Genomic DNA, 24,443 nt, shown 5'->3' on the forward strand with positions numbered 1-24,443 from the left:
AAAATCAGTAAAAGCGCTTTTTTTAGTAATATAGTAACCAATATTAATGTTCAAATCTTGCAATCTGATGAAACACCTGCGTCATGGACTGGTATAACGAAAATATTGAACAATGAACTAAACCTTAGTTGTTGAGCATTGTGACTGCAATGAGCATTTAAACAAAAAGCTCACAGCGATTAATGCTGTGAGCGAGTCCGAATCATCTATTTAATCACTATATCAAAAATTATCGAGATAATGAGGACAATACTTGTATCGGTGTCTATTTAAGCACGGGAACTTTTTCAGTGCCTGACACATGTGCTTCGATACGGCGATTAGCTTTGTTGGCTTCTGCAGAGCGGCCTTCAATTAGGGGCTGTGTTATACCGTAACCCATAGAAGAGACCTTTGCTGGGGCAACGCCGTATTCATTAATTAGCACATCAGCAACGGCAATAGCTCGGCGCTCAGACAATGCCATATTGTAATCTGCCGCGCCAGTATTAGAGGCATGACCTGCTATGGTCACCTCGGCATTTGGATGCTTAGACATGAACTCTGCTAGTGCTTTTATATCACCATAGGAAGACTCCTGTACGATTGCTGAGTTAGTGGCAAATTTGGCTTCAATATCGAATTTGTCTTCAAGCTCTTGGTAGATAGTACAACCATTAGAATCGACTTTATGTGTCGAGGGGGTATTAGGGCACTGATCTATGTCATCGTTGACGCCGTCCATATCAGCGTCTCCTACAACGACTGCAACGGGTACTACAGGCTTAGATTTACTACCGAAGCGGTAACTCAGTTCGAGTCCCCAGTAGTTGCTTTCCATCTCAAGTGTTTTCCACTTATCTTCATCTAAGTTTTCATAACGACGGTATTTAGCTTGTACTTTTAGGTTATCGGTGATGTTGTAGCCAATACCCGCCCCGATGTACGGGGCTACGCCGCTATCACTATAGTATTCGCTGCCGTAGTTCTTATTGTTAGAGATAACGTAGTTTAACGCGCCTGCTTCAGCCGATAAGCTCCAGCGGTTGGCAAATGGCCAAAATGTGACTAAACCAAGATTCATTCCTCTAGCGCCGACATCATTGAGCTTGTTTGAATAGTCAACCCATTCTGCGCGACCTAGGTCCCGGTAGCCCAGCTCAACACCAAAGTTGTCATTGAACAGATAGCCACCAAATACATCCCATGCATAGGGGTCATCATCACCGCAGGTTTTCATGGTCTTTTGATCGCAATTCGGTTCGTAGTTGTTGATCCCAACACCGCCGCCAATGTACCAGGGGCTCATGCCCTCTGCAGCGCTAGCTGCAAAAGGTAGCATTGAGGTCAGTAGTACAACCTGTAGAGTTTTGTTCATCATTCAAAGTCCTTATGTTTTATTTATATCCCCGCTCTATCTGAACATGCCAGCAGTTATCACGGGGTTCCTTAGTTTTTATAGCTGGCTGTGGCTATTATTGGCTGAAAATGCGATATTTTCCACTTTGATGTTGATGTAATTCCTTAAGTTGGAAACAAAAAAAAGGTGCCTTCTTGAGAAGGCACCTTAAAATTCGATTAGCTTAAGAAGTGGGTTATCGAGTCCATACCCAGTTTTCAATGCTTATAGGGTCTACACCGTTAGCCTTGATATAGTTTCTGTGGTCAACTAAGCGTTGCAGCATGTCGGTAGTAATAGCGATATGTTGGCTTTCGTCAATGACGCCTTGCTGGAACAGTTTGTATGCCATGTCGATAACAAGGTGGTAGCGCGAGGTACCGTTACGAACACCCATATCAAATGGAGTCGTGGTTGAACCTTCCTCTTCATAGCCTTTAATTCTAAAGCGATCACTACCCTTATAGTCGAATACCAGTTTCTTGATGGTGTTCGGGTATCCGTGATAGTTAAATACCACGCCTTTATCAGCTGTAAAGACTTCGTCCATCAACCATGGCTTGCTTTGGAACTTCAAGCTACCCAAACCGCTGCTGGTTAGCTCTGTTACGCTGACGAAACGGATACGTACACGCGGTAATAGCTCTCTGATCAGTACCAGTGACGCCATTGCTTCTTGAGTGACATAATCACCACAACCTACAAGTACAACGTCTGGGTTTTCGTCTGAAGCAAAGTCCCACACCATCACACCATCTTTAGCCTGACTGCGAGCTTCATCTAGTGTTAACCATTGTGGAAGGTCTTTCTTACCGGCCACTAAGATGTTCAGCTTGTCTCGATCGGCATAAGCACGTTCGGTATAAACCAAAGTACTGTTACCGTCAGCAGGTAGATAAGCTGAGATGATCTTTGGATGCTTCTCTAACATAGCGCCCAAGAATGATGGGTTCTGGTGCGAGTAACCATTATGATCTTGACGCTCTAACAGCGAAGACAATACCACGTTACAAGCAGGTACAGGCTTACGGAAATGTACACCTTGGCTTGCATAAACGTATTTACAATATTGGTCAGCCATTGATGAAACAACTTGCGAGAATGCCTCATAAGTCGGGAACATCGCGTGACGTCCGGTTACGGTATAACCGTGCAGCATACCGAAGAGTAAGTTTTCAGATAGCAACTCAATGACACGACCGTCGCGAGACATATCTTCATCCCAGCTTTCGATAGGCCACTGCCATGCACGATCTGTTTCTTCAAATACTGCTTGCAGTTGGTTTGAATAGGTCTCATCTGGGCAGAAAATACGCAGGTTACGCTGATCACGGTTGAGTTTGAATGCATCACGCATCCACTCACCCATCTTGAACATTGATAGTCCACGTTGACCACGAGGTGTTTCAGCGCCATAGGCGAGTTTTTCAAGATCTGGATTGGTTAAAGCACGAACCACTTCACCGCCGTAGCTTAAGTGCTGACGACCACAAGCTAACTCTTTTGGTGGCATTAACGACTGTATATCTTCATCGAAGATCAGTTCGCCCTTATCGTTGATAGTGTATAGCTCATCAAACTTGTAGCTGGCCAACCAAGTGTTAAGCGCGTCAAGGTGGCCTTTATCAGTAGCACACTTGTTGACGATTACTTGGTGAGACTCGCAGTTACCTTCAAGCTTTTTACCATTATATTCAGCAGTACCAGTCCAGCCTTTAGCTGTACGCATTAGAATGACAGGCCAGCGTGGCTTAACAACATCTTCACCCGCTCTTGCACGGGTTTGAATGTCATTAATCATTTTATATGACAAGTCCATCGCTGCAGCCATCTGCTCATAGACATCTTGTTCAAGCTGGTCATCGACCATGATTGGGTGGTAGCCCAAGCCTCTGAATTCAAGATCTAACTCTTCGTGGCTCATTCTGCCCATGCGAGTTGGACCAGAGATTTTATAGCCATTGATATGCACTATTGGTAAAACAGCACCGTTGTTCTTTGGTGAAACAAGACGGTTCGCATACCAAGATGCAGCAAGAGGACCGGTTTCTGATTCACCATCACCAATAAGGCAGGCAGCAATCAAATCAGGATTATCAAGCACGGCACCCCAAGCAACTGAAAGTGAGTAACCAAGTTCACCACCCTCTAGAATTTGTCCTGGCGCTTCAGGGTTTGCGTGAGAAGGGTAACCATATGCCGCAGAGAACTTCTGGCATATATCAGTGATACCCTCTTCATTATAAGGAATAGTTTCAGGGTAGAAGTGGCTTAGCGAACCTTCCATAAACAAGTTAGCTTGCACTGCAGGAAAACCGTGACCTGGGCCAACAAGGTAAACAAATGAACGGTTGTGCTTAGCAATCAACCTATTAACGTTAGCATAGACAAAGTTAATACCAGGACATGTACCCCAGTGACCAAGTAATCTTGGTTTAATATCAGTGTGAGCCAAAGCGCGTTTGTGTAGTACGTTTTGCTTCAGGTAAATTTGTGATGTCGCCAGAAAGTTAGTTGCTCTAACAAATTTCTTTAAGGAAACGATCTCTTGTTGATGTGACATAAACAACCCCATTTACGTAATCAGAAAGTTAAACAAATTTTATGTGACTTACTATATTTGTAATTTTATTACAAAAATGTGCCCTATATCTTATTTATAGAAAGTTTTTTGCACTAATAAATGTAGTAAAACTAGATGTAATGGTGGTGTTATTTAGGTTAATTTTCTTGAGCTTGTTTGATATCTTGTGTGATTCGGTTGTCAGCTAAATGATGATGTGTGATCTGTATCACTCAGGGTTGAACCAATGCTATGCTATTTTGCAGCGCGGAATGCGGCAGACGTGATAGTAATTTAATCACGAATAGGATAATTCAAAAAGAAAATCTGTTGTCATTTAAATACTTAGGAAGGAAAAAATAGGCCAAACCAAATTCAGTGTGAGAGCGCTCGATTATGTTTGGCATGGGGATAAGAATAATTATGTTTGAACCGTTAGTTAATGCAGTTGAATCTGCCGTCAATGCCGTCAATGGCTTGTTGTGGGGAAGCCTGCTCATTTATGTACTCGTAGCAGCGGGTGTGTTATTTACTTTTCGTCTAGGTTTTATTCAGTTCAGATTATTTGGCCATGGTGTCAAATTGGTGATTCAGGGCCGTGAAAAAGTTAATGGCATCTCCTCTTTTCAGGTTTTTTGTACCTCGATGGCTGCACGAGTCGGTACCGGTAACATGGCCGGTGTTGCGGTAGCGATAACCGTTGGTGGTGCGGGGGCGATTTTTTGGATGTGGCTTATTGCGCTGCTCGGTATGGCGACAGCCTTTATTGAATCAACGCTAGCACAAGTCTATAAAGTTAAAGATAGTGAAGGCCAGTATCGTGGCGGCCCTGCATATTATATGGAGAAAGGCCTAGGTAAGAGATGGATGGGAACCTTGTTCTCTATTCTACTTATTATCGCTTTCGGTTTTGCTTTCAACGCAGCACAAGCCAATACCATGACCGATGCGCTAAACAATGCATTTGGTTTTGATAAGACGATTGTTGGTTTAGTCATAGTATTGGCTTCGGCTTATATTATTTGCGGTGGCTTGAAAAAAGTCGCTCGTGCGTCTGAGTTGATTGTTCCGGTAATGGCTGTCGCCTATCTAGGCATAGCAATGGTCGTGTTGGTATTGAATATTGAGCAGGTCCCAGCCGCATTAACGCTAATTGTTAAAAGTGCATTTGGCTGGGAAGAAGCGGCTGGTGGTGCAATGGGCGCAATGTTGGCCGGTGTTGCACGCGGTCTATTCTCAAACGAAGCGGGCATGGGCAGCGCGGCAAACATTGCAGCGTCTGCGACGCCAAACCCGAATCACCCTGCCTCACAAGGTTTTGTACAGATGATAGGGGTATTTGTTGATACTATCGTGATCTGTACTGCATCTGCGGCAATTATCTTATTGTCGGGCGTGTTAGATAATCCTGGTGAGCAACAAGGTATTGGCCTATTACAGCTGGCGCTAAGCAACGAGCTTGGGAGTTGGTCTGCTTATTTCATTGCATTCGCGATTATACTATTTTGTTTCTCGTCGATTATTGCTAACTATAGCTATGCAGAAAACAACATTATGTTCCTGACTAAAAGTAAGAAGGTGCTATACGTTTTCCGTGGCCTAGTATTAGCGATGGTGATGACAGGCTCTGTGGCCTCTTTGCAGCTGGTGTGGAACTTCGCTGATGTCTCTATGGGGCTGATGGCGTTAGTTAACATCGCTGCGATAGTCATGCTGTCTAAAGTGGCTTTTGCGGTTGTGAAGGATTATGAACGTCAAATAAAGGCCGGTGTTTCTCCAACGTTTGATGCTAGTGAATTCCCGGAAATAAAGGGTATTGGAACTGGTGAATGGGCGGATGATGCGCCTATGGCAAATAAATCCTAATATAGGGTAAACCGCTTGATGCGGTAAGTTGAATTAACACAATCTAAAAAACCACGCTTTATAAGCGTGGTTTTTTTGATTTTGATCAGTATGATTGTCTCAGTTTAACAATATCTCTGTATAGGACATCATAATGCTAATCTTGGTTTCACCTGCAAAAACGTTAGATTTCGAAAACCCAGCGGGCACTGACAGTTACTCTATACCGACGTTATTGAGTCAAAGTGAACAACTTATTGATGTCTGCCGTACATTATCGCCGAGTGATATAGCATCGTTAATGAAAGTGAGCGATAAAATCGCTGGCTTAAACGCTGCTCGATTTGGGTGCTGGCAGTCCGACTTCACCCTTGAAAATGCCAAACAAGCCGTATTTGCGTTTCGAGGTGATGTTTATACTGGCCTAGATGCCGATACCTTGTCAGAGGCTAGTCTTCAAAAAGCGCAACAACAGCTACGTATTCTCTCAGGTCTATATGGTTTGCTAAAGCCGTTGGATTTAATGCAAGCTTATCGATTAGAGATGGGAACGCGTTTGAGTAACGGTAGAGGGACTAATCTGTATCAATTCTGGGGCGATATCATCACCGAAGAGATAAACCAGACGACAGCAGCAGCACAAGGTGATGAGTTCATTATTAACTTGGCGTCAAATGAGTACTTTAAGGCAGTTAAGCATAAGCAGTTAACTGCAAATCTGATCACCCCAGTCTTTAAAGATAAAAAGAACGGTCAATACAAGGTTATTAGCTTCTTCGCTAAAAAAGCGAGAGGCATGATGGTGCGTTATATATTAGATAACGATGTCGACTCGTTAGATGCGCTGATAAAATTTGATAGTGCAGGTTACTATTACAGTGAAGCGGACTCAACGGTGAATACACCGGTATTCTTGCGAGAAGAACAATGACTGAATCAGGTCTAATTATCGAAAAAAAAGCAGCCTAGAGGCTGCTTTTTTTATATGAGTTAACCATGACTATTTGGCAACAATTGGTCGTAAGGTAATTGTTGATTGTGCCATAAGGTAAGCAAATTGTGCATAGGCGGCTACATTTTGCTGTAGAGCTGCGGGATCAATTTTGTCCAAGGTGTCATTTGGCGTGTGATGATAGTCGAAGTAATCAGTACCATCTTGTCTTAATGAGGCGACCGGCACTCCCTGTGACGGTAACATAGAGACATCAGGACCGCCTGAGGCTTTATTATGGCCCAAAACAACACCATTATTGGTCATTGATGCTGTTAGAGCTAATAACTCGATATAAGCAGTTTCACTGGCTCTGAAGTCAACTTGATAGATCCTACCAGCCCCAAAGTCTGACTCTGCGGCAATGTAGTGCTTATCTAGCTCTGCATGATGTGCTTTGGCGTAGGCTTTACCGCCGACTAAGCCAAGCTCTTCAGCAGCATATAAAACGACGCGAACGGTTCTAGCGGGTTTTACTGGTAGGTCTTGAATTAGCTTTCCTGCTGCAGTGACAATACCCACACCTGCACCGTCATCAATCGCACCAGTGCCTTCATCCCAAGAGTCTAAATGAGCGCCAATAAGTACTATCTCGTCGGGCTTGCTGGAACCTGTGACCTCTGCAATGACATTGTAAGAGGTGGCAAAGCCTTGGTTTTGTGCCGTTAATAGCAGGTTGATAGTAATATTTGCATCACGCTTAAGCATCGCATTAATGAGATCGGCATCGGGGCTAGACATTGCTGCGGCCGGAATTCTAGTCACGCCGTCTTTATATCTCATCATGCCTGTATGTGCCATACGGTCGTGATCTGTTCCAATAGAGCGGATCATTACGGCAAGGGCTCCTTTCTCTGCCGCTGCAATAGCGCCTCGTGAGCGTCCGCCAACACTTTTACCATATCCTTTACCCGTAATATGGCGTTCGGTGATGTGATCGATAAAAACAATCTTGCCTGTTACATCTTCAACCGAAGCAGCCTGCAGTGCCGCTAAGCTATCAAAGCGAATAATATTGGCTTCAATACCATTTTCTGGTGTGGCAACACTGCCGCCTAGCGCTGTGATAACTAATGGTTGTGGGAAAGGGGCTACAATTGAAGCTTTGGCTTCACCACGGAGCCATACAGGAACTTGTACAGGCTCTTTATAGACTTTATCAAAGCCAAGTGACTTGAGTTTAAACTCGGCCCATTGCACCGCTATAAGGTCTTTGCTGCTACCCGCTAGTCGCGGGCCAACTTCGACGGTAAGTGATTCAACCAAATCGTAAGCAAGATCTGAATTGAGTGCTTGTTGCTTAAGTTGCATCACTGTTTGTTCGTTGGTGCTGTTTATTTCGTTAGTTTGACAACCAATTAAACTGGCCAAAAATATACTGACAGCAAGTTTGATATAGACGCTTTTCATGAGTTTCCTTTGTTTTTATTACTTATGTCCCATTTTTGAAAACAATCTAGCAAAAAGTGTGCTTCAAGTCCCGACTATATCTGTAAGGCAACGCTATATTAGGCCGTCGGTTTGTTTTAGGAGAAATGGCTCGTAATGAATATAGAACTAATACAGCAACGAGCAGACCATGCCGTTGTATTATTGAAGGCGATGGCGAATGAGCGTCGCCTATTTATCTTGTGCTATCTTCTTAACGAAGGGGAAATGTGCGTTGGCGAAATGAACAAGAAATTGGGATTAAGCCAGTCTGCTCTTTCGCAGCACCTTGCGTGGTTACGTAAAGACAATTTGGTTGAAACACGTAAAGAAGCTCAAACAGTATATTACTCGTTAAAGAGTGAAGAAGTGGCCGAGATCATCAAGCTACTTAATAATATTTATAGTGATAGCTTACAAACGGTAGCGTAATAGCACTACAGACTACAAGTGAGTTCATATCTCACTTTACCGTTACAGTTTCTATCGTTGTTACAAATAGAGAGGCATGCCTCTCTATTTTTTTGTCTGAAATTTGTGAGCTAGCATCTTGTCACTGCTAGCTCTCAAATTTCAGACATAAAAAAACCGGCCGAGGCCGGTTTTTAGTTGCTTTAAACTAAGACTTAAGCAGCAAGTGCTTTAATTTTAGTGTTTAAGCGAGACTTATAACGAGCAGCCTTATTCTTGTGAATAAGACCTTTTGTCGCCATACGGTCGATAATTGGTTGTGCAGTTACGAAAGCGGCAGTAGCTGCTTCGTGGTCGCCTGCATTAATTGCAGCAATTATTTTTTTAACGTAAGTACGTAACATTGAGCTACGGCTAGCGTTATGCTGGCGACGCTTCTCAGACTGAAGCGCGCGCTTCTTTGCAGACTTGCTATTAGCCAAGGTGCAACTCCTAAAACTGGGTTTGGTATTTTTGAGGTCGAGGAATATGCCCTATTTATGTCACTTTGTCAATGACAATGACTGAATCAGTTTGATTAACTCAAAATAATCCAACCAGCTTGGCTTTCTTCAACCTAACTCGTGTAATATGATGCGCAATTCTAGCAGGTATTGCTATGAGACAATAGGGGGAACGTATAATTTATGCGTGATACCGCCCATTTTTAGCTCTCGGGGGGCGTTTTGAGCAGAAAGCTATTTAGGTCTGGCATGATTGTCAGTGCTATGACATTAATCTCACGTGTTTTAGGTTTAGTGAGAGACGTTGTAATTGCCAATCTTATGGGCGCTGGCAGTAGTGCTGATGTTTTTTTCTTTGCTAATAAAATCCCTAATTTTTTAAGACGCTTGTTTGCAGAAGGTGCTTTTGCTCAGGCATTTGTCCCGGTTTTAACCGAATACCAAGAAAAAAACAGTGATGAAGAGATAAGAGAGCTGCTGGGTAAGGTTGCCGGAACACTCGGTGTACTCGTCAGCGTTGTGACCTTATTTGGCGTCATCGCCTCACCTGTGTTGGCGGCATTGTTCGGCGGTGGTTGGTTTTATGCTTGGTTGAATGACGCACCGGGTGGAGAGAAGTTTGAGTTAGCAGCGTTAATGTTGAAGATAACCTTTCCCTATTTATGGTTCATCACTTTTACCGCATTGGCAGGTTCTATTTTAAATACTCGCGGGCGCTTTGCCGTTTCAGCTTTTACCCCTGTATTCCTTAATATTGCTATTATTTCTGCTGCGCTATTTTTGGCACCTAATTTAGACCAGCCTGAAATCGGTCTGGCCTGGGGGGTGTTTTTTGGTGGTTTGATTCAATTCTTGTTTCAAATACCGTTTCTTCTTAGAGAAAAAGCAGTTGTAAAACCGAGCTGGGGCTGGAGCCACCCTGGTGTGACTAAGATTAGAACGTTGATGATCCCTGCGCTGTTTGGGGTGTCTGTGTCACAAATTAATCTACTTTTCGATACGTTTATCGCCAGCTTTTTAATGACGGGCTCAATCAGTTGGTTGTATTACTCTGATAGATTACTTGAATTTCCTTTAGGGTTGTTTGGCATCGCAATTGCGACGGTGATATTACCCGCGTTATCAAAACGTCATGTTAATGCTGAAAGTGAAGGGTTTTCACAGACCATGGACTGGGGCGTTAAAGCGATTGTTTTATTGGGGTTGCCGGCAATGTGCGGCTTGATTATGCTGGCCAAGCCCATGCTGATGGTGCTGTTTATGCGGGGGGCGTTTACTTATGACGACGTTGAAATGGCGTCATACAGTTTGATGGCATACGGTAGTGGCTTGCTGAGCTTTATGTTGATTAAAATCTTAGCTCCAGGTTATTACTCTCGCCAAGATACCAAAACGCCAGTTCGTTATGGCATTATTGCCATGGTCAGCAATATGGTGTTTAACCTCATTTTTGCTATCCCTTTTGGCTATGTGGGTCTGGCTATTGCGACTTCAATGTCAGCGGCGCTTAATGCTTGTCTGTTGTACAGAGGGCTTCATAAAGCTAATGTGTATAAGCTTAGCGCATCGACCATTCTATTTTCAGTTAAAACCTTGGTGGCGGCCCTAATCATGTTGGCCGTTATTTACTATTTGCAGCCATCGATTACAGCTTGGTTAGATTTTTCGTTGTTGGAGCGAGGAGTAGAGCTGGTTAAATTGATTGCAATTGCAGCAGTCTGTTACTTTATTTGCCTCGTTTGCTTCGGAATTCGCCCTTGGAAGATGAAAGCTGCAGTTTGAGTGCTGATTATAAAGACTAGCTAGTATATAATCCGCCCATTTACTCTCATGTGTCGTGTAGGATAATGGAATTAATCCGCGGTATTTATAATATTTTGCCTAAGCATCATGGTTGCGTATTAACAATAGGCAACTTCGATGGCGTTCATCGTGGCCATGCGGAAGTGATTAATCGACTTGTGGGTAAAGCACAACATTTGGGCTTACCTGCTGTTGTTATGACATTTGAACCGCAGCCACAAGAGTTTTTTCAGGGCGAAAATGCACCGGCTAGGTTGAGCTTATTACGCGATAAACTCATGTTGCTTGATGAGCTAGCGATTGACCGGGTGCTCTGTGTGAATTTCAATAAGAAGTTTGCCGATTTTAGCGCTGAAGATTTTATTGAACAGTTATTGGTTAAAGCACTTGGTATTAAGTACTTAGTGGTGGGCGATGACTTCTGTTTTGGTAAGCAGCGCCAGGGTAATTTTGACATGCTGCGTAAAGCCGGAGAAAAATACGGTTTTGTGGTCGTGAGTACACAAAGCTTTATTCTAGGTGACAAGCGTGTGAGCTCTACAGAGGTAAGGCAACTACTTGCTAATGGTAATATGGAACAAGCTAGGCGTTTGCTTGGACATCCCTTTATCCTTAGTGGCAAGGTGGCCCATGGTCAAAAAATAGGAAGAACGATAGGTTTCCCTACCGCTAATATCGCGTTAAAGCGCAAAGTCACGCCTGTTAGAGGTGTTTTTGCTGTTAAGCTTTATTGGAATAATAGTGATATATATGAAGGTGTAGCAAACGTCGGTTTTAGACCAACAGTGAATGGTCAGGTATGTCAGTTAGAAGTCCATCTGTTTGATTTTGATGGTGACCTTTATGGTAAGGCTGTTGAAGTTGAGTTGGTGGCAAAGATTAGAGACGAGCAGCCATTTGGATCACTAGATGCGCTGAAAAAACAAATTAAAAATGATGCCGACAGAGCGAAAGCTCTACTCGGCAGCGATGCAGGCTAATAGCTTAGCGAACAAAACGGTAAAGGATCAATGAGCGACTATAAATCTACTTTGAATTTGCCGGAAACAGAGTTTCCGATGCGTGGTAATTTGGCTAATCGTGAGCCAGAGATGTTGAAGTCCTGGAACGAGAAAGGACTGTATCAACAGATCCGTGAGAGCCGTAAGGATAGCAAGCCGTTTATTTTGCATGATGGTCCTCCATATGCAAACGGTGATATTCATATTGGTCACTCAGTTAATAAAATTCTTAAAGATATTATTATCAAGTCAAAGACCATGTCTGGCTTTGATGCGCCATACATTCCTGGTTGGGATTGTCATGGTTTACCTATTGAGCTCAAAGTAGAGCAAAAAATCGGTAAGCCTGGCCACAAGGTTACCGCAGCCGAGTTTCGTCAAAAGTGTCGTGAATATGCGGCTAAGCAAGTTGACGGTCAGCGTGATGACTTTATCCGTTTAGGTGTGTTTGCTGATTGGCAAAACCCTTACCTAACAATGGATTTTAACACTGAAGCAAACATTGTCCGCTCATTATCAAAAGTCGTTGATAGCGGACATTTGCACAAGGGTGTTAAGCCTGTGCATTGGTGTACTGATTGTGGTTCTGCTCTGGCTGAAGCTGAAGTTGAATATGAAGACAAGATGTCTCCAGCTATCGATGTGGCTTTTTCTGTTGTTGATAAGAGCGCATTGCTTGCTAAGTTTGGTTTGACTGAATATCCACATAACATCTCTATGGTTATCTGGACGACAACGCCTTGGACTTTGCCTGCAAACCGAGCATTAGCTGTTGCAGCTAACCTTGAATATACTTTAGTTGAGATGGTCAAAGACGGCCAAACTCAAGCTCTGGTATTAGCAGAAGAGCTCGCTGAATCGTGTGTTGAGCGATTTGGAGCGCAGTCGCATAAAGTACTGGCTAACGTTTTAGGCTCAGAGCTTGAATTATTACGTTTTAACCACCCATTTTATGGTTTTGATGTGCCCGTTATTATAGCTGATCACGTTACTGTTGATTCTGGTACGGGTATTGTTCATACCGCTCCAGGTCATGGTCAAGACGATTTTGTTGTTGGTCAAAAGTATGGTCTAGAAGTTGCCAATCCTGTCGGTGATAACGGTGTTTATAAAGCCGATACAGAGATATTTGCCGGACAACACGTCTTCAAAGCTAACAAGAGTGTAGTAGCACTGTTAGAAGAGAAGGGCACACTGCTTAATCACATTGCGATTAATCATAGTTACCCACATTGCTGGCGCCATAAAACCCCCATTATTTTCCGTGCGACGCCGCAGTGGTTTATCTCAATGGATCAAAAAGGGCTACGTACTCAAGCTCTCTCTGAGATAGAAAAAACAAAATGGATCCCTGATTGGGGCCAAAGCCGTATTGAAAAGATGGTTGAAAACCGTCCAGACTGGTGTATTTCACGTCAACGTACCTGGGGCGTACCAATTGCCTTATTTGTACACCGTGAAACAGATGAGCTGCATCCCGATAGCGTATCCTTAATGGAGCGTGTTGCTAATCGTATCGAGCAAGAAGGTATACAAGCTTGGTGGGATCTAGATACTGCTGAGCTGCTAGGTGATGAAGCTGACCAATATCGCAAAGTGACTGATACGCTAGACGTATGGTATGACTCAGGTTCAACATTCTCAACGGTTGTCGCCGCGCGTCCTGAGTTTAAAGGCCATGAAGTTGACCTTTACTTAGAGGGTAGCGACCAGCATCGTGGTTGGTTTATGTCATCATTGATGATCTCTACTGCGATGAATGGTAAAGCGCCATATAAGCAAGTGTTGACTCACGGGTTTGCCGTTGATGGTAAAGGCCGCAAGATGTCTAAATCTGTCGGTAACGTGATTGCTCCACAGCATGTCACCAATAAGCTGGGCGCAGACATCCTTCGTTTATGGATCGCAGCAACAGATTACAGTGGCGAAATGACGGTTTCTGATGAGATCCTCAAGCGTAGCGCCGATGCTTATCGCCGTATTCGTAACACCGCTCGATTCCTGTTGGCTAATATTAATGGCTTTAACCCTGAAACCGATATGGTCGCGGTTGAAGACATGGTTGCACTGGATCGTTGGGCTGTTCGTCGCGCTACTGCTCTGCAGCAAGAAATTGTTGAAGCTTATGACGAATACAACTTCCACTCTGTAACACAAAAGCTGATGCAGTTCTGCTCTGTTGAACTTGGTAGTTTCTATCTTGATATCATTAAAGACAGACAGTACACCGCAAAAGATGACAGTATTGCCCGTCGCAGCTGTCAATCAGCGCTATACCTTATCTCTGAGGCTATGGTTCGTTGGATGGCACCAATCTTAAGCTTCACCGCTGATGAGATCTGGAAGCTACTTCCTGGTGAACGTGGGGAGTTCGTATTCACAGAGACTTGGTATGAAGGGCTAACGTCTGTAACGCTTGATTCAGACCTTAGCGATGAATACTGGGATCAGCTGTTAGCTGTTCGCGCTGAAGTGAATAAGGTGATTGAAAATGCCCGTCGTGAAAAACAGATTGGCGGATCATTGGAAGCTGAAATCACTCTATTTGCTGATGATGCTCTGGCTTCAGTACTGAACACCTTAGATGATGAATTACGTTTTGTGTTGCTGACCTCTAACACTGAAGTTGTTGCACTTTCTCAAGCACCAACAGATGCTATTGAGACCGAGCTTGCGACTCTGAAGCTTGGACTCAAAAAGTCTGCAGCTGAGAAGTGTGAGCGTTGCTGGCACCATAGAGAAGATGTTGGCCAGGTAGCTGAACATCCAACATTATGTACTCGTTGCGTCACCAATATTGAAGGTGAAGGCGAAACTCGTCAGTTTGCATAAAGGAGCTGTAATGCCCACTTCTTGGAAAGACAGTGGCCTACGTTGGTATTGGATAGTTGTGTTGGTGTTTCTTGCCGACCAGCTGTCTAAGCAGTGGGTGTTGTCCAGTTTTGATCTGCATGAGTCGGTAAATTTACTGCCGATATTTAACTTTACCTATGTGCGTAATTATGGCGCAGCATTTAGTTTTTTAAGTGATGCCGGTGGCTGGCAACGTTGGTTGTTCACTTTTGTTGCGGTTGGTTTTAGTGTGTTACTTTCAGTTTGGTTGCGTCAGCAGCCAAGTAAAATGTGGCGCTTAAACCTCGCTTACACATTGGTAATAGGCGGTGCTTTAGGTAATTTGGTTGATCGATTGCAACATGGCTTTGTGGTCGACTTCTTAGATTTCTATTGGAACACTAGTCATTTTGCGGCATTTAATATTGCCGATTCTGCAATTTGTGTTGGTGCAGGACTCATCATTTTAGATTCTTTTGTCTCTGGAAAAGATGACAAGAGATCAGATGATATAAAGGGGTAATCCAGGTGTCAGAGATACATTCAATTTTGTGCCATATGAACATTGTTCTAGAAGATGGTTCAACCGCTGAAAGTACTAAAGCGGCAGGCAAACCTGCTCGTTTTAATATTGGTGATGAAAGCCTAAGTCCAGCATTTGAAGCTGAAATTAGCGGTTTAGCGGTGGGCGATAGCCATAGCTTTACCTTACAAGCTGTAGATACCTTTGGTGAGTCTAACCCAGATGCTGTGCACCATATGGACAGAAGTCGTTTCCCTGCAGATATGAAGCTTGAAGCGGGTGTGATTGTCGCTTTTGGTGGTCCTGGTGGCAGCGAAATCCCTGGTATGGTACGCGATGTGGTCGGTGACTCTGTCACTGTCGACTTGAATCATCCTTTAGCGGGTCAAGTGTTAACATTTGAACTTGAAGTGGTACAGGTACTGTAATTATGAACATTCTTTTAGCAAATCCTCGCGGTTTTTGTGCTGGTGTTGATCGTGCTATTAGCATTGTTGAGCGCGCACTTGAGCTCTTTTCGCCGCCTATCTACGTGCGACACGAAGTGGTTCACAACCGCTATGTAGTGCAAAATCTTAAAGACCGTGGTGCAGTGTTTGTTGAAGAGTTAGATCAAGTACCTGATGACAGTATTGTCATCTTTAGTGCCCATGGGGTATCGCAAGCGGTTCGTGCAGAAGCTAAGGCTCGTGGCCTAAAAGTGTTTGATGCTACATGCCCGCTAGTCACCAAGGTTCATTTGCAGGTGACGCGTGCCAGCCGCAAAGGTGTTGAATGTATTCTTATTGGTCATGCTGGTCACCCTGAAGTTGAAGGTACTATGGGCCAGTATGATAATCCAGAGGCAGGGGTTCATTTGGTTGAGTCTCCGGATGATGTCGCTAAGCTTGAAGTTAAAGATCCTGATAACTTATGTTTTGTGACTCAAACAACATTATCAATGGATGATACCGCAGACGTTATTGCATCGTTGCAAAAGAAGTTCCCTGCTATTGAAGGGCCGCGCAAAGATGATATCTGTTATGCAACGCAAAACCGCCAAGATGCGGTGCGTAATATATCTGAGAATGCAGAGCTGTTTATTGTGGTTGGTTCTAAAAACAGCTCTAACTCAAATCGGTTGCGTGAATTGGCACAAAAGAAAGGCACCAATGCCTATTTGGTTGATAATGCCGATGATGTTAACTCTGCATGGTTTGATGGGGTTAAACGTGTTGCGGTAACAGCCGGAGCATCGGCGCCTGAAGTTCTGGTAAAGCAGGTCGTTGACGCGATAGCAGATATGGCCCCCAGCGTGATTACTGAAGTCGAAGGGCGATTGGAAGATACTGTTTTTGCAGTCCCAGCCGAATTACGCTAAACAGCGTATTTTTATGAAACAAAAAAGAGGCTAATGCCTCTTTTTTTTATGCTTAAAATTCAGACACATCTGTGGTATTCATCCTAAACAGCTCTCTTCCTTTGGGCTAATATTCGACTAAATACACATTAACCTGTATGCTAGTTAAGTTGCGCTAAGTTACAGATTTTAAACACTAAAAATATAAAAGCATTGTCAAAAATATGACTAAAGCAAAGGAATTGACAGCAATGAAAAATCAACAGCGGGGTCTTTCTTTAATTGAAGTAATGGTCTCTTTAGTTATTTTAGTTGTTGGTCTCATTGGTATTTTTAATCTGCACATTATAGCTAAACGCGGTAGCTTCGAATCCTTTCAGCAAACCCAAGCGACGTACCTTGCTAACGATATAGTTAATAGAATGAAACTCAATCGCAGCGAGCTATCAAGTTATGCTGACACCTATACCGGAGCAAAGACAGCCGTTAAGTCGTGTGAAACCAATATTTGTACCACAGGTGAGACGCTCCTTTGGGATAAGTATCAATGGGATCAATCTTTAATTGGTGCGGCGGAGCAGATAGGAGAGCAAAATGTGGGTGGACTAGATTCCCCAGTTGCTTGCATAACGGAAAGTGCAGGGACTATTTCTGTCATTATCGCGTGGCGAGGGATCCGTGAAATGAGCGCATCTTCAACAACGGAAGCAGATTGTGGCTCCTCTTTAGGGAAAAGACGAAGAGTCTTTTCCCTAAATACGATGATTCTTTAGGGATATGACAATGAGAAATAGTAAGGGGATGTCGCTAGTTGAGTTAATGGTTGCCATGGTGATAGGGCTGTTTTTAACGGCTGGCCTATTTTCAATGTTTGTAATGTCATCGACGAATGTCACCACCACCAGTCAATTTAATCAGCTGCAGGAAAATGGTCGTATAGCATTGACCTTAATGGAGCGAGACTTAAGCCAACTTGGATTTATGGGGGATATTACCGGCACCGACTTTGTTATCGGGACAAACACCCGTGTTGATGCCAGCGCGACTATTGGAACCAGTGGCGATTGCGTAGGCGCTGGACTTAATAATGCAACACTCCCAATCGATATCGCAGCGCATTTTAGACGTCTGTGGGGTTATGAGAATGGTGTCAGTTCCGAGAGTTTAGGGTGTTTGTCAAATGTGAATGACAAAACAGATGTGATTCAAATGAAACGCTTGTTAGGGCCATCTGTTGCAGCGGGCACCACCGATGCTTTTTATATTGAAGCCAATGCCACTCAAGCTATATTTTTTAAATCCGCAACTGCGGCAGTATTGGGTAATAGTCGTATTTGGGAGTATCAGCACCATATTTACTATATTGGTGATGATGCCGATGGTATCCCCATCTTACGCAGAAAGAGCTTGTCTTCAACTGGTATGGGTAATGATGAACAGCTCGTTGAAGGGATTGAAAATATGCGGGTAATGTATGGATTCGACAGCAATGGTGACAGTACTGCTGATCGCTATATGCCCGCCGAGGATGTGACCTCTTTGATGTGGGATAATGAGCTTTTTCAACGATTAGTGGCCCTAAGGGTGCACCTTCTTGTTAGAGCCTCTGAAGCAGATAATAGTTATACCAATAAGACGACTTATACCTTGGGTGATAAAACGATAGGCCCGCTAAACGATAATTTTAGGCGCAAAGTATTAACGACAACAATTGTACTTGAAAACCCAGTGTTGATTTAGAGAGGACTACTCATGAAAAAACAAAATGGAATGGTGCTTTTTGCCTCTCTTATCATACTCATTATTATGACAGTGATTGGGGTCGCACTGGCTACCAATTCCAACATGTCGATGAAAATGGCCGGTGCGGGCTCTGAAAGAATTGAGGCCAGCATTATTGCCAATGGCGCCCTAGATAAGGTCATCGATGATAATGAGGGCGCTAGCTTTGCCAATATGACCGTTGAGACCACCGCTAATGTCATGGGGGAGTCTCAGTCTATGCAGCCACTGCTTATCAACGGTACCGTTCAAGATGTTGAGTGTCTGCGTAGCCCCAAAGCTAATGGTTCCACCACTGGGATCAGCTGCCGTAGAATTGAAATTTCAAGCAGCGCTAGTTTTGGGAAAAATGATATCGGAAATCTCACCGTTATATTGGGTGTAGAACAAGAAGTAATGTAAGTTGTAAAAAGAACTATGTAGCCACATTTTAGCAGTCTAAAGGGCGTTTTATGAATGACAGTGTCGATGTACTCTGGAGTATATTATGAATATTAAGCATCTAGCGTTTGCGGTTGTAACAGCGTGTGTTGCTATTTCTAGCGCGTCATTTGCAGATGATAGTGATCTTTATGTTGTTAACTCTACCGCTCGTGAAGGGAACCCACCTAAGGTGCTCATTATTTTCGATAACTCAGGAAGTATGAGTACCGAAGTTGAAAATACCCCAGATGGTTATGACCCGCTTGAAACATACCCTGCATCTGGCAATAGTAACGCCTACTCAGACGATATGTTGTATTGGACATCGGGAGGCATCGACAACACTAGTTTACCAACCCCTGACAGTCCATCTGAGTCACGTCGGTTTCTTAATGGCATCAACGGCTGTGCCGAAAGTAAACCAATTCTAAAAGATTACGGTCGGTTTACGGGTTATTTAAGAGAATACTCTTCGCAAGGACAGTCCGGCTCTTGGGACGAAGTAAGGCAAAATAATGGCGCTAACTATGGTTATTTCGATTGTTGGGAAGATATTGACGCTGAGAACCCTGGCAATGCGACAGGAACCGATAATAAACATCCCGCACTAGCAGATGGCTTTCCGATTAATGGGCAAGATAAATACAATTTTAATATCGGTACGAAAGATTCTACTGAGTGGAATGCGGCTGTTGAGGCATCCAAACTGACAGAGTTTGGTGTCGGCAACCCAATCACTCTTTATACTGCAAATTATCTACGTTGGTATCATGCAGTGCAAAATGGCGACATTGATAGCTCTAATAGAAGTCGACTGGAAATCGCTAAAGAGGCAATCAACGGCATTATTACGACAATGCCAACAGTAGATTTCGGCCTGGCAATATTTAACCTTAACTATGACGATGAAGGCGAGAGAGATGGTGGCCGAATTGTCGCAGGTATCAAGTCGCGTACAACCAGCGAAGTCGATGCCTTAACATCACTTATCGAGTTGACGCCAGCGGAGACAAACACGCCACTGTGTGAAACGCTATATGAAGCCTTTCAGTATTTCTCTGCTGGCCCAGTGACATTTGGTAATAAAGACTCTGATTATCATTTTGGCCGTGGAGATAAATATTCCGCCAATAACCCCGCTAGAGATCCTGACATTGAGTCGAGTGGCAGTTATATCACTCCCTTAAAAGCTTGTCCTGACGTGGCTTATATTATTTACATTACCGATGGAGTGCCAACCCTAGATAATTCAGCCGACGGCTTTATCACGACGTTGACTGCTGGTGCGACAGAGACTGGTGACTACAGTGATTTTTCTGAAGGTTTACCAAGTGGCCAAGTCAGTTACCTGCCTGCACTGGCCAGTTACATGTATAACAATGATCTTGTAAAGGGGGTATTGGATTCGTCGGGCACAGACAATAAGCAAACCGTACAAACCTTTACCATTGGCTTTAGTTCGGGGGCGTTGGCGGCGGCTCCTCTATTGAAGGAAACGGCAAAAAGAGGCGGAGGGGAAGACCAATATTTTGATGCAAGTAATCCCATCGAATTAGAGCAGCATCTAAATGATGCTTTAACGTCAATAATGGCTATAGATTCAAGTTTTACATCCCCCAGTATTGCCAGCAATAACTTTGATCGAACCCAGACGTTTGATGCTGCCTATTACGCAATGTTTTTACCTGGGAAGGGGCCAAGATGGAGTGGTAACTTAAAGAAACTTAAAGTTGATTCATCAGGAGTTTTGGTTGATAGCAAAAATCAGACTGCGATTGCGGATAATGGCAATATTAAAGATGATGCTTGCACATTCTGGAGTGATTGCGCTCTAAAGGATGGCAATAAGGTTAAGGTAGGCGGCGCTGCCGCCATGCTTGCTGAGAAACTTAAACAGCGAACTATTTACGTTGATCAGTCTAACGGCCTAACATCACTGGCTCTAGTGAGTGCAAGTACCCTCGCTACCGCTATGGCGATAGAAGAGGCCGAAGTGGCGACAACGGTTGAATGGTTATATGGTGTCGATGTGGATGATGACAATAATAACAGCAGTGTTAGTGACGCTCGTGTCGATATTATGGGCGACCCGTTACATTCGAAGCCGCTAGCGTTAAATTTTGGCTCATCAGGAAAGCCGGATATTCGCATTTTGTTAGGGACCAACCAAGGTCTGGTACATATGTTCAAGGATTCTGGCTCAACTGTGGATGAAACTTGGGCGTATATTCCCGCCAGCCTGTTAAGTAACGTGCCATTGCTGAAGACGAATAAGGAGGGGCGACACTCTGTTTATGGCATGGATGCTTCTCCAATTGCTTATACGGAGACTAATGCTGATGGACAAGTCACTAAGGCCTATGTTTACTTGGGAATGCGCCGAGGCGGAAGTTCATATTACGCGCTCGATATTAGCTCTCCTGATTCACCAAAGTATATGTGGGCTATTACTCCTGAAAGCTCAGGCTTTTCTTTGTTAGGGCAGACCTGGTCAGAACCTGTGGTGACCAGTATTCCTGGGCATGTTGGTCCAGTGTTAATATTTGGCGGCGGTTATAATTCAGCTTACGATAGCGCAGGAACGCCAGAGTCAAGCATGGGGGAAGCTGTCTATATTGTAGATGCAGTAAAGGGCACGCTAATACACTCATTTACAGCCGAAGGTATCGGCGGAACGGAAGTTGCTGGGATGAGCGATAGCATTGCAACATCAGTCGCAGTGCTCGACAGTAATAATGATGGTGATACCGATAGAATCTACGCCACAGATGTCGGTGGCAATGTGTGGCGTATGGACTTACCTAGCGCAGACAAAAGCAAGTGGTCAGCCTATAAATTTGCTGATTTGGGCGGTGATACAAATATAAATGATCGTCGTTTCTTCGCGGAAGCTGCTATTGCGCAAACCGTGTTTAGTAATATATCCACTGTCACTACGACCATTGATGGTGAGTCTAGTACCACAACCGCTTACCAAAATATACCTTATGACGCCGTCGTTATCGGTAGTGGAAATAGGCCCAATCCAACCAGCAAAACCGCTGCAGATATGTTTTTTGTACTACAAGATAGAAATGTAGTGACAAAAACAATCACTTCTAAGCCCGCTCCAATTACTTGGGATATGCTTTATGATGTGACTTCAGCGTCGCCAGATCCTGATTCAAACTCTGAAAATATCGCCTTTGGTCAAAAGCTTGGTTGGTTCTATGAGTTCTCGGGCCCTGGGGAGAAAAGCTTAACTGCAGCGCTTATCGTCGATGGAAACGTTTACTTTACATCATTTGTTCCGCCTGCTGAAACTGTGGCAGACATTGACAATAACGTTTGTGGTGTATCAGGCCAAGGACGCTTATATATTTTTGGTTTACACAAAGGAACGAGAACGAGTAATCAGCTCTACTACGAACTAGGCGAAAGAGTCCCCGATACGCCACAGATCGTGATACCAGCACCAGAGTCCGGCGAAGATCCGTATATTTATATTATTGGAGTGGGCAAAGGTGAAAAGGTTGGTGATGATTATTCCGGAACTATTAATATAGGCGCCGGCCTAGGGGTCAACAAGATTTATTACCATATAAATGAGTAACTATATGAGCGATTCAAGAAGAGTTAACCAAAGTGCGGGCCGGGGCTTTACCCTCATTGAAGTCATGATCGTCGTCGCTATTGTCGGTATACTCGCGGCGATAGCATATCCGTCTTATAGCGATTATGTGACTAAGGCGGGCCGCTCAGATGGCGTTACCGCCGTGATGAATATTTCCAATTTACAAGAGCAATATTATTTAGACAATAGAAGCTATACCACAGATTTAACTGAGCTGGGCCTAGCAGCTTCATATGTGACTGAAAATGGACATTACAGCGTTGCCACTACAGGTGGCAGCAGCTTTACCATTACAGCATCTGCTGAAGGCACACAAAAGGCGAGAGATTCAACTTGTCAGACAATTACCTTGACCGATATTGGCGTCAAAGGACCTAGTGCGGAGTGCTGGAAATGAAGATCATTAACCTGTATTTGTTGGCGATGCTGCTACCTGTTTTTTCATGGGCCGAAACCTCAGCAAAAACTGAGAGCATGGACTACAAATGTTATATTGAGTCCTCTGTCGGTAACAAAGTCCTATTCTATCGGTGGCCAATAAAAGAGCTTGAATTGAAAGTAGCAAGCCTACCTGGTAAGCAATTTATTAATAAGAAGGGGCGTAAAATCTTCATTCAAGATGTGGAAGAGTGTGTACGTCTAGATGATGTGTTTACGTCCAATAAAGCTCAGAAACAAGATAAATTAACACTTAGATAATGCTGTTAATCTGGGATATTTACTCTACCAGATGCAGCTACCACCAATGACTTACAGTTTGTTCTTGTGGATCCGCCTGGGCAGTAAGTCATGGTGCCTGAAGTAGACGCGAGTCCATCAGGGCTAAAAGTAACGGCTGTCGGCGCAAATGTTAGCCTGTCTTGAGAGTTAAACTCATTGATGACTTTGAGTGATTCATTCGTCCCCGCATTATCATAGAGAACGGTAATGCCATCCATCCATGTGCTACCACAAGTGTTTGAGTCACTGCCCAGTGGGCAAACAGTGGTTTGCAAACCGTAGCTAATAGCCTGATTTCTAGCAAAGACAAATATCTGCTGAATTTTTCTTATTTCACTATCACTACGTGAAGCTTCATACATCGAAGTTAATGAGGGCATTGCGATAGCAATGAGTATTGCTGCGATGGCGATGGTAACCATTAACTCTACCAGCGTGAATCCTTTTCTCTTTGCTATCATGACTATTTCCTGTCAAATTCCAGCCTAATTATAAGTAACTTTACACTAATTTTCAGCAAATTAGCGCTTAAAATAATAGCCATTTTTTTGGCTTTGACTGTTTTTTGGCGGGGAATATAAAAATCGAATTTAATTCGAGCAATTGATGTCATTGCTCGAAGAAAAGCGAGCTCTACCTGAACGGTTTATAACAATCGCTTTAGCATAGGAACCTAGCGAGGAGTCAGGGCAATACTTTAAAGTACCATTAGATCCTGCTGCAAGCCCATCAGGCTGAAATTTAATAGCAGCTCTATTGAAAAGGATTGAATCTTGGGGATTAAATGGGCCAAGTGAGTAAATTAATCGGTCGCTACCATCGATAGTATTAGCTTGGCCCGTATCGGTAAATACACTAATGTTCTGTTGCCAATCAGTTGAACAGCGCTGAGATTCAATAGGGCAAACGGTTACCCTCATCCCGTAGGTAATAGCATGATTCCTAGCAAGTTGAATGGATTGTTGAATTTTTCTAATGTTGATATCCGCTCTTACGTAGGCATATAAGGAGTTAAATGATGGCACCGCAATGGCCATTAAAATTGTACTTATGGCTAGTGTGACGATAAGCTCAATTAGCGTGAAGCCAGTTTGCCGTTTAATCATGTTGTATCTTCCCTGAACAAGCTATATCGCATCCTGCGACTGAGCAACTGCAGGAATTATAGTGATCGCGTCGGCTCAACCTAGGTTGATTTAATAGATTGTTCCGTTATAAGAAGACTGCATTTACTTTTAAGGTCAGCACTAAATCACTTTAGACTTCAGAGTTTTGCGGCTGCATGTTA

General features: G+C 43.7%; 21 protein-coding genes. 15 read left to right on the top strand and 6 right to left on the bottom strand.

The genetic code is table 11. The annotated features are described in order from the left end of the window. Positions 1 to 265: 265 nt before the first annotated feature. Together JK628_RS06405 and JK628_RS06410 are read right to left on the bottom strand one after the other, a co-directional pair. Positions 266 to 1,360, bottom strand: coding sequence for an OmpA family protein (locus tag JK628_RS06405; RefSeq protein WP_202288623.1), 1,095 nt, complete (start codon positions 1,358 to 1,360; stop codon positions 266 to 268). Between the two features lie 214 nt (positions 1,361 to 1,574). Beyond that, positions 1,575 to 3,941, bottom strand: coding sequence for a phosphoketolase family protein (locus JK628_RS06410; RefSeq protein WP_202288624.1), 2,367 nt, complete (start codon positions 3,939 to 3,941; stop codon positions 1,575 to 1,577). 423 nt (positions 3,942 to 4,364) lie between these two features. On the opposite strand from JK628_RS06410, the gene JK628_RS06415 reads away from it, so the two are divergent. Next, a complete protein-coding gene (locus JK628_RS06415; RefSeq protein WP_202288625.1) occupies positions 4,365 to 5,807 on the top strand; it encodes an alanine/glycine:cation symporter family protein in 1,443 nt (480 codons plus the stop codon). A 133-nt stretch (positions 5,808 to 5,940) separates the two neighbouring features. After that, a complete protein-coding gene (yaaA, locus tag JK628_RS06420) occupies positions 5,941 to 6,717 on the top strand; it encodes a peroxide stress protein YaaA (protein WP_202288626.1) in 777 nt (258 codons plus the stop codon). A gap of 69 nt (positions 6,718 to 6,786) precedes the next feature. On the opposite strand, the gene JK628_RS06425 is transcribed toward yaaA, so the two are convergent. Next, positions 6,787 to 8,187, bottom strand: a complete 1,401-nt coding sequence (locus JK628_RS06425; protein WP_202288627.1) for a M28 family metallopeptidase — start codon at positions 8,185 to 8,187, stop codon at positions 6,787 to 6,789. A 135-nt stretch (positions 8,188 to 8,322) separates the two neighbouring features. Here JK628_RS06425 and JK628_RS06430 point away from each other — a divergent pair, with 135 nt between their 5' ends. After that, on the top strand, positions 8,323 to 8,637 hold the full coding sequence (locus JK628_RS06430) for an ArsR/SmtB family transcription factor (RefSeq protein ID WP_202288629.1): 315 nt from the start codon (positions 8,323 to 8,325) through the stop codon (positions 8,635 to 8,637). A 194-nt stretch (positions 8,638 to 8,831) separates the two neighbouring features. Here the strand turns inward: JK628_RS06430 and rpsT are convergent, their stop codons facing one another. Then, complete coding sequence (gene rpsT / locus JK628_RS06435) at positions 8,832 to 9,098, bottom strand: 30S ribosomal protein S20 (protein WP_202288631.1); 267 nt, start codon at positions 9,096 to 9,098, stop codon at positions 8,832 to 8,834. A gap of 243 nt (positions 9,099 to 9,341) precedes the next feature. Here rpsT and murJ point away from each other — a divergent pair, with 243 nt between their 5' ends. The 12 genes from murJ to JK628_RS06495 all read left to right on the top strand — a co-directional run bounded on the left by murJ (position 9,342) and on the right by JK628_RS06495 (position 23,134). Then, positions 9,342 to 10,901 (top strand): murein biosynthesis integral membrane protein MurJ, encoded by a 1,560-nt coding sequence (murJ, locus tag JK628_RS06440; protein WP_202288633.1) that lies wholly within the window; start codon positions 9,342 to 9,344, stop codon positions 10,899 to 10,901. A gap of 65 nt (positions 10,902 to 10,966) precedes the next feature. Beyond that, complete coding sequence (gene ribF, locus JK628_RS06445) at positions 10,967 to 11,902, top strand: bifunctional riboflavin kinase/FAD synthetase (protein ID WP_202288635.1); 936 nt, start codon at positions 10,967 to 10,969, stop codon at positions 11,900 to 11,902. A 30-nt stretch (positions 11,903 to 11,932) separates the two neighbouring features. Then, on the top strand, positions 11,933 to 14,755 hold the full coding sequence (ileS, locus tag JK628_RS06450) for an isoleucine--tRNA ligase (protein WP_202288637.1): 2,823 nt from the start codon (positions 11,933 to 11,935) through the stop codon (positions 14,753 to 14,755). A gap of 10 nt (positions 14,756 to 14,765) precedes the next feature. Continuing rightward, the gene (gene lspA / locus JK628_RS06455) at positions 14,766 to 15,278 is read left to right on the top strand and encodes a signal peptidase II (RefSeq protein WP_202288639.1); all 513 of its coding nucleotides are present in this window, start codon (positions 14,766 to 14,768) and stop codon (positions 15,276 to 15,278) included. A 5-nt stretch (positions 15,279 to 15,283) separates the two neighbouring features. Next, positions 15,284 to 15,706 carry an FKBP-type peptidyl-prolyl cis-trans isomerase gene (gene fkpB / locus JK628_RS06460; RefSeq protein ID WP_202288641.1) on the top strand — a complete coding sequence of 141 codons (423 nt, stop codon included), beginning with the start codon at positions 15,284 to 15,286 and terminating at the stop codon, positions 15,704 to 15,706. Positions 15,707 to 15,708: 2 nt separating this feature from the next. Continuing rightward, positions 15,709 to 16,638 carry a 4-hydroxy-3-methylbut-2-enyl diphosphate reductase gene (gene ispH / locus JK628_RS06465; protein WP_202288642.1) on the top strand — a complete coding sequence of 310 codons (930 nt, stop codon included), beginning with the start codon at positions 15,709 to 15,711 and terminating at the stop codon, positions 16,636 to 16,638. A 230-nt stretch (positions 16,639 to 16,868) separates the two neighbouring features. Next, a complete protein-coding gene (pilV, locus tag JK628_RS06470; RefSeq protein ID WP_202288643.1) occupies positions 16,869 to 17,390 on the top strand; it encodes a type IV pilus modification protein PilV in 522 nt (173 codons plus the stop codon). Positions 17,391 to 17,400: 10 nt separating this feature from the next. Next, entirely contained in the window at positions 17,401 to 18,357 is a 957-nt protein-coding gene (locus JK628_RS06475) for a PilW family protein (RefSeq protein ID WP_202288644.1), read from the top strand. A gap of 12 nt (positions 18,358 to 18,369) precedes the next feature. Further along, complete coding sequence (locus JK628_RS06480; RefSeq protein WP_202288645.1) at positions 18,370 to 18,801, top strand: pilus assembly PilX family protein; 432 nt, start codon at positions 18,370 to 18,372, stop codon at positions 18,799 to 18,801. A gap of 85 nt (positions 18,802 to 18,886) precedes the next feature. Further along, positions 18,887 to 22,414, top strand: coding sequence for a pilus assembly protein (locus tag JK628_RS06485; RefSeq protein WP_202288646.1), 3,528 nt, complete (start codon positions 18,887 to 18,889; stop codon positions 22,412 to 22,414). Between the two features lie 4 nt (positions 22,415 to 22,418). Next, on the top strand, positions 22,419 to 22,832 hold the full coding sequence (locus JK628_RS06490) for a type IV pilin protein (RefSeq protein WP_202288647.1): 414 nt from the start codon (positions 22,419 to 22,421) through the stop codon (positions 22,830 to 22,832). Further along, on the top strand, positions 22,829 to 23,134 hold the full coding sequence (locus tag JK628_RS06495) for a TapY2 family type IVa secretion system protein (protein WP_202288648.1): 306 nt from the start codon (positions 22,829 to 22,831) through the stop codon (positions 23,132 to 23,134). Before JK628_RS06490 ends, JK628_RS06495 begins: the two co-directional genes overlap by 4 nt. Before the next feature lie 5 nt (positions 23,135 to 23,139). Here JK628_RS06495 and JK628_RS06500 read toward each other — a convergent pair whose 3' ends face one another. Both JK628_RS06500 and JK628_RS06505 read right to left on the bottom strand, forming a co-directional pair. Continuing rightward, positions 23,140 to 23,616 (bottom strand): GspH/FimT family pseudopilin, encoded by a 477-nt coding sequence (locus tag JK628_RS06500; protein ID WP_202288649.1) that lies wholly within the window; start codon positions 23,614 to 23,616, stop codon positions 23,140 to 23,142. A 129-nt stretch (positions 23,617 to 23,745) separates the two neighbouring features. Next, a complete protein-coding gene (locus JK628_RS06505) occupies positions 23,746 to 24,261 on the bottom strand; it encodes a GspH/FimT family pseudopilin (RefSeq protein WP_202288650.1) in 516 nt (171 codons plus the stop codon). Positions 24,262 to 24,443 lie beyond the last annotated feature (182 nt).

Origin of the sequence: Shewanella sp. KX20019, assembly GCF_016757755.1 — a bacterium.
GTDB lineage: Bacteria > Pseudomonadota > Gammaproteobacteria > Enterobacterales > Shewanellaceae > Shewanella.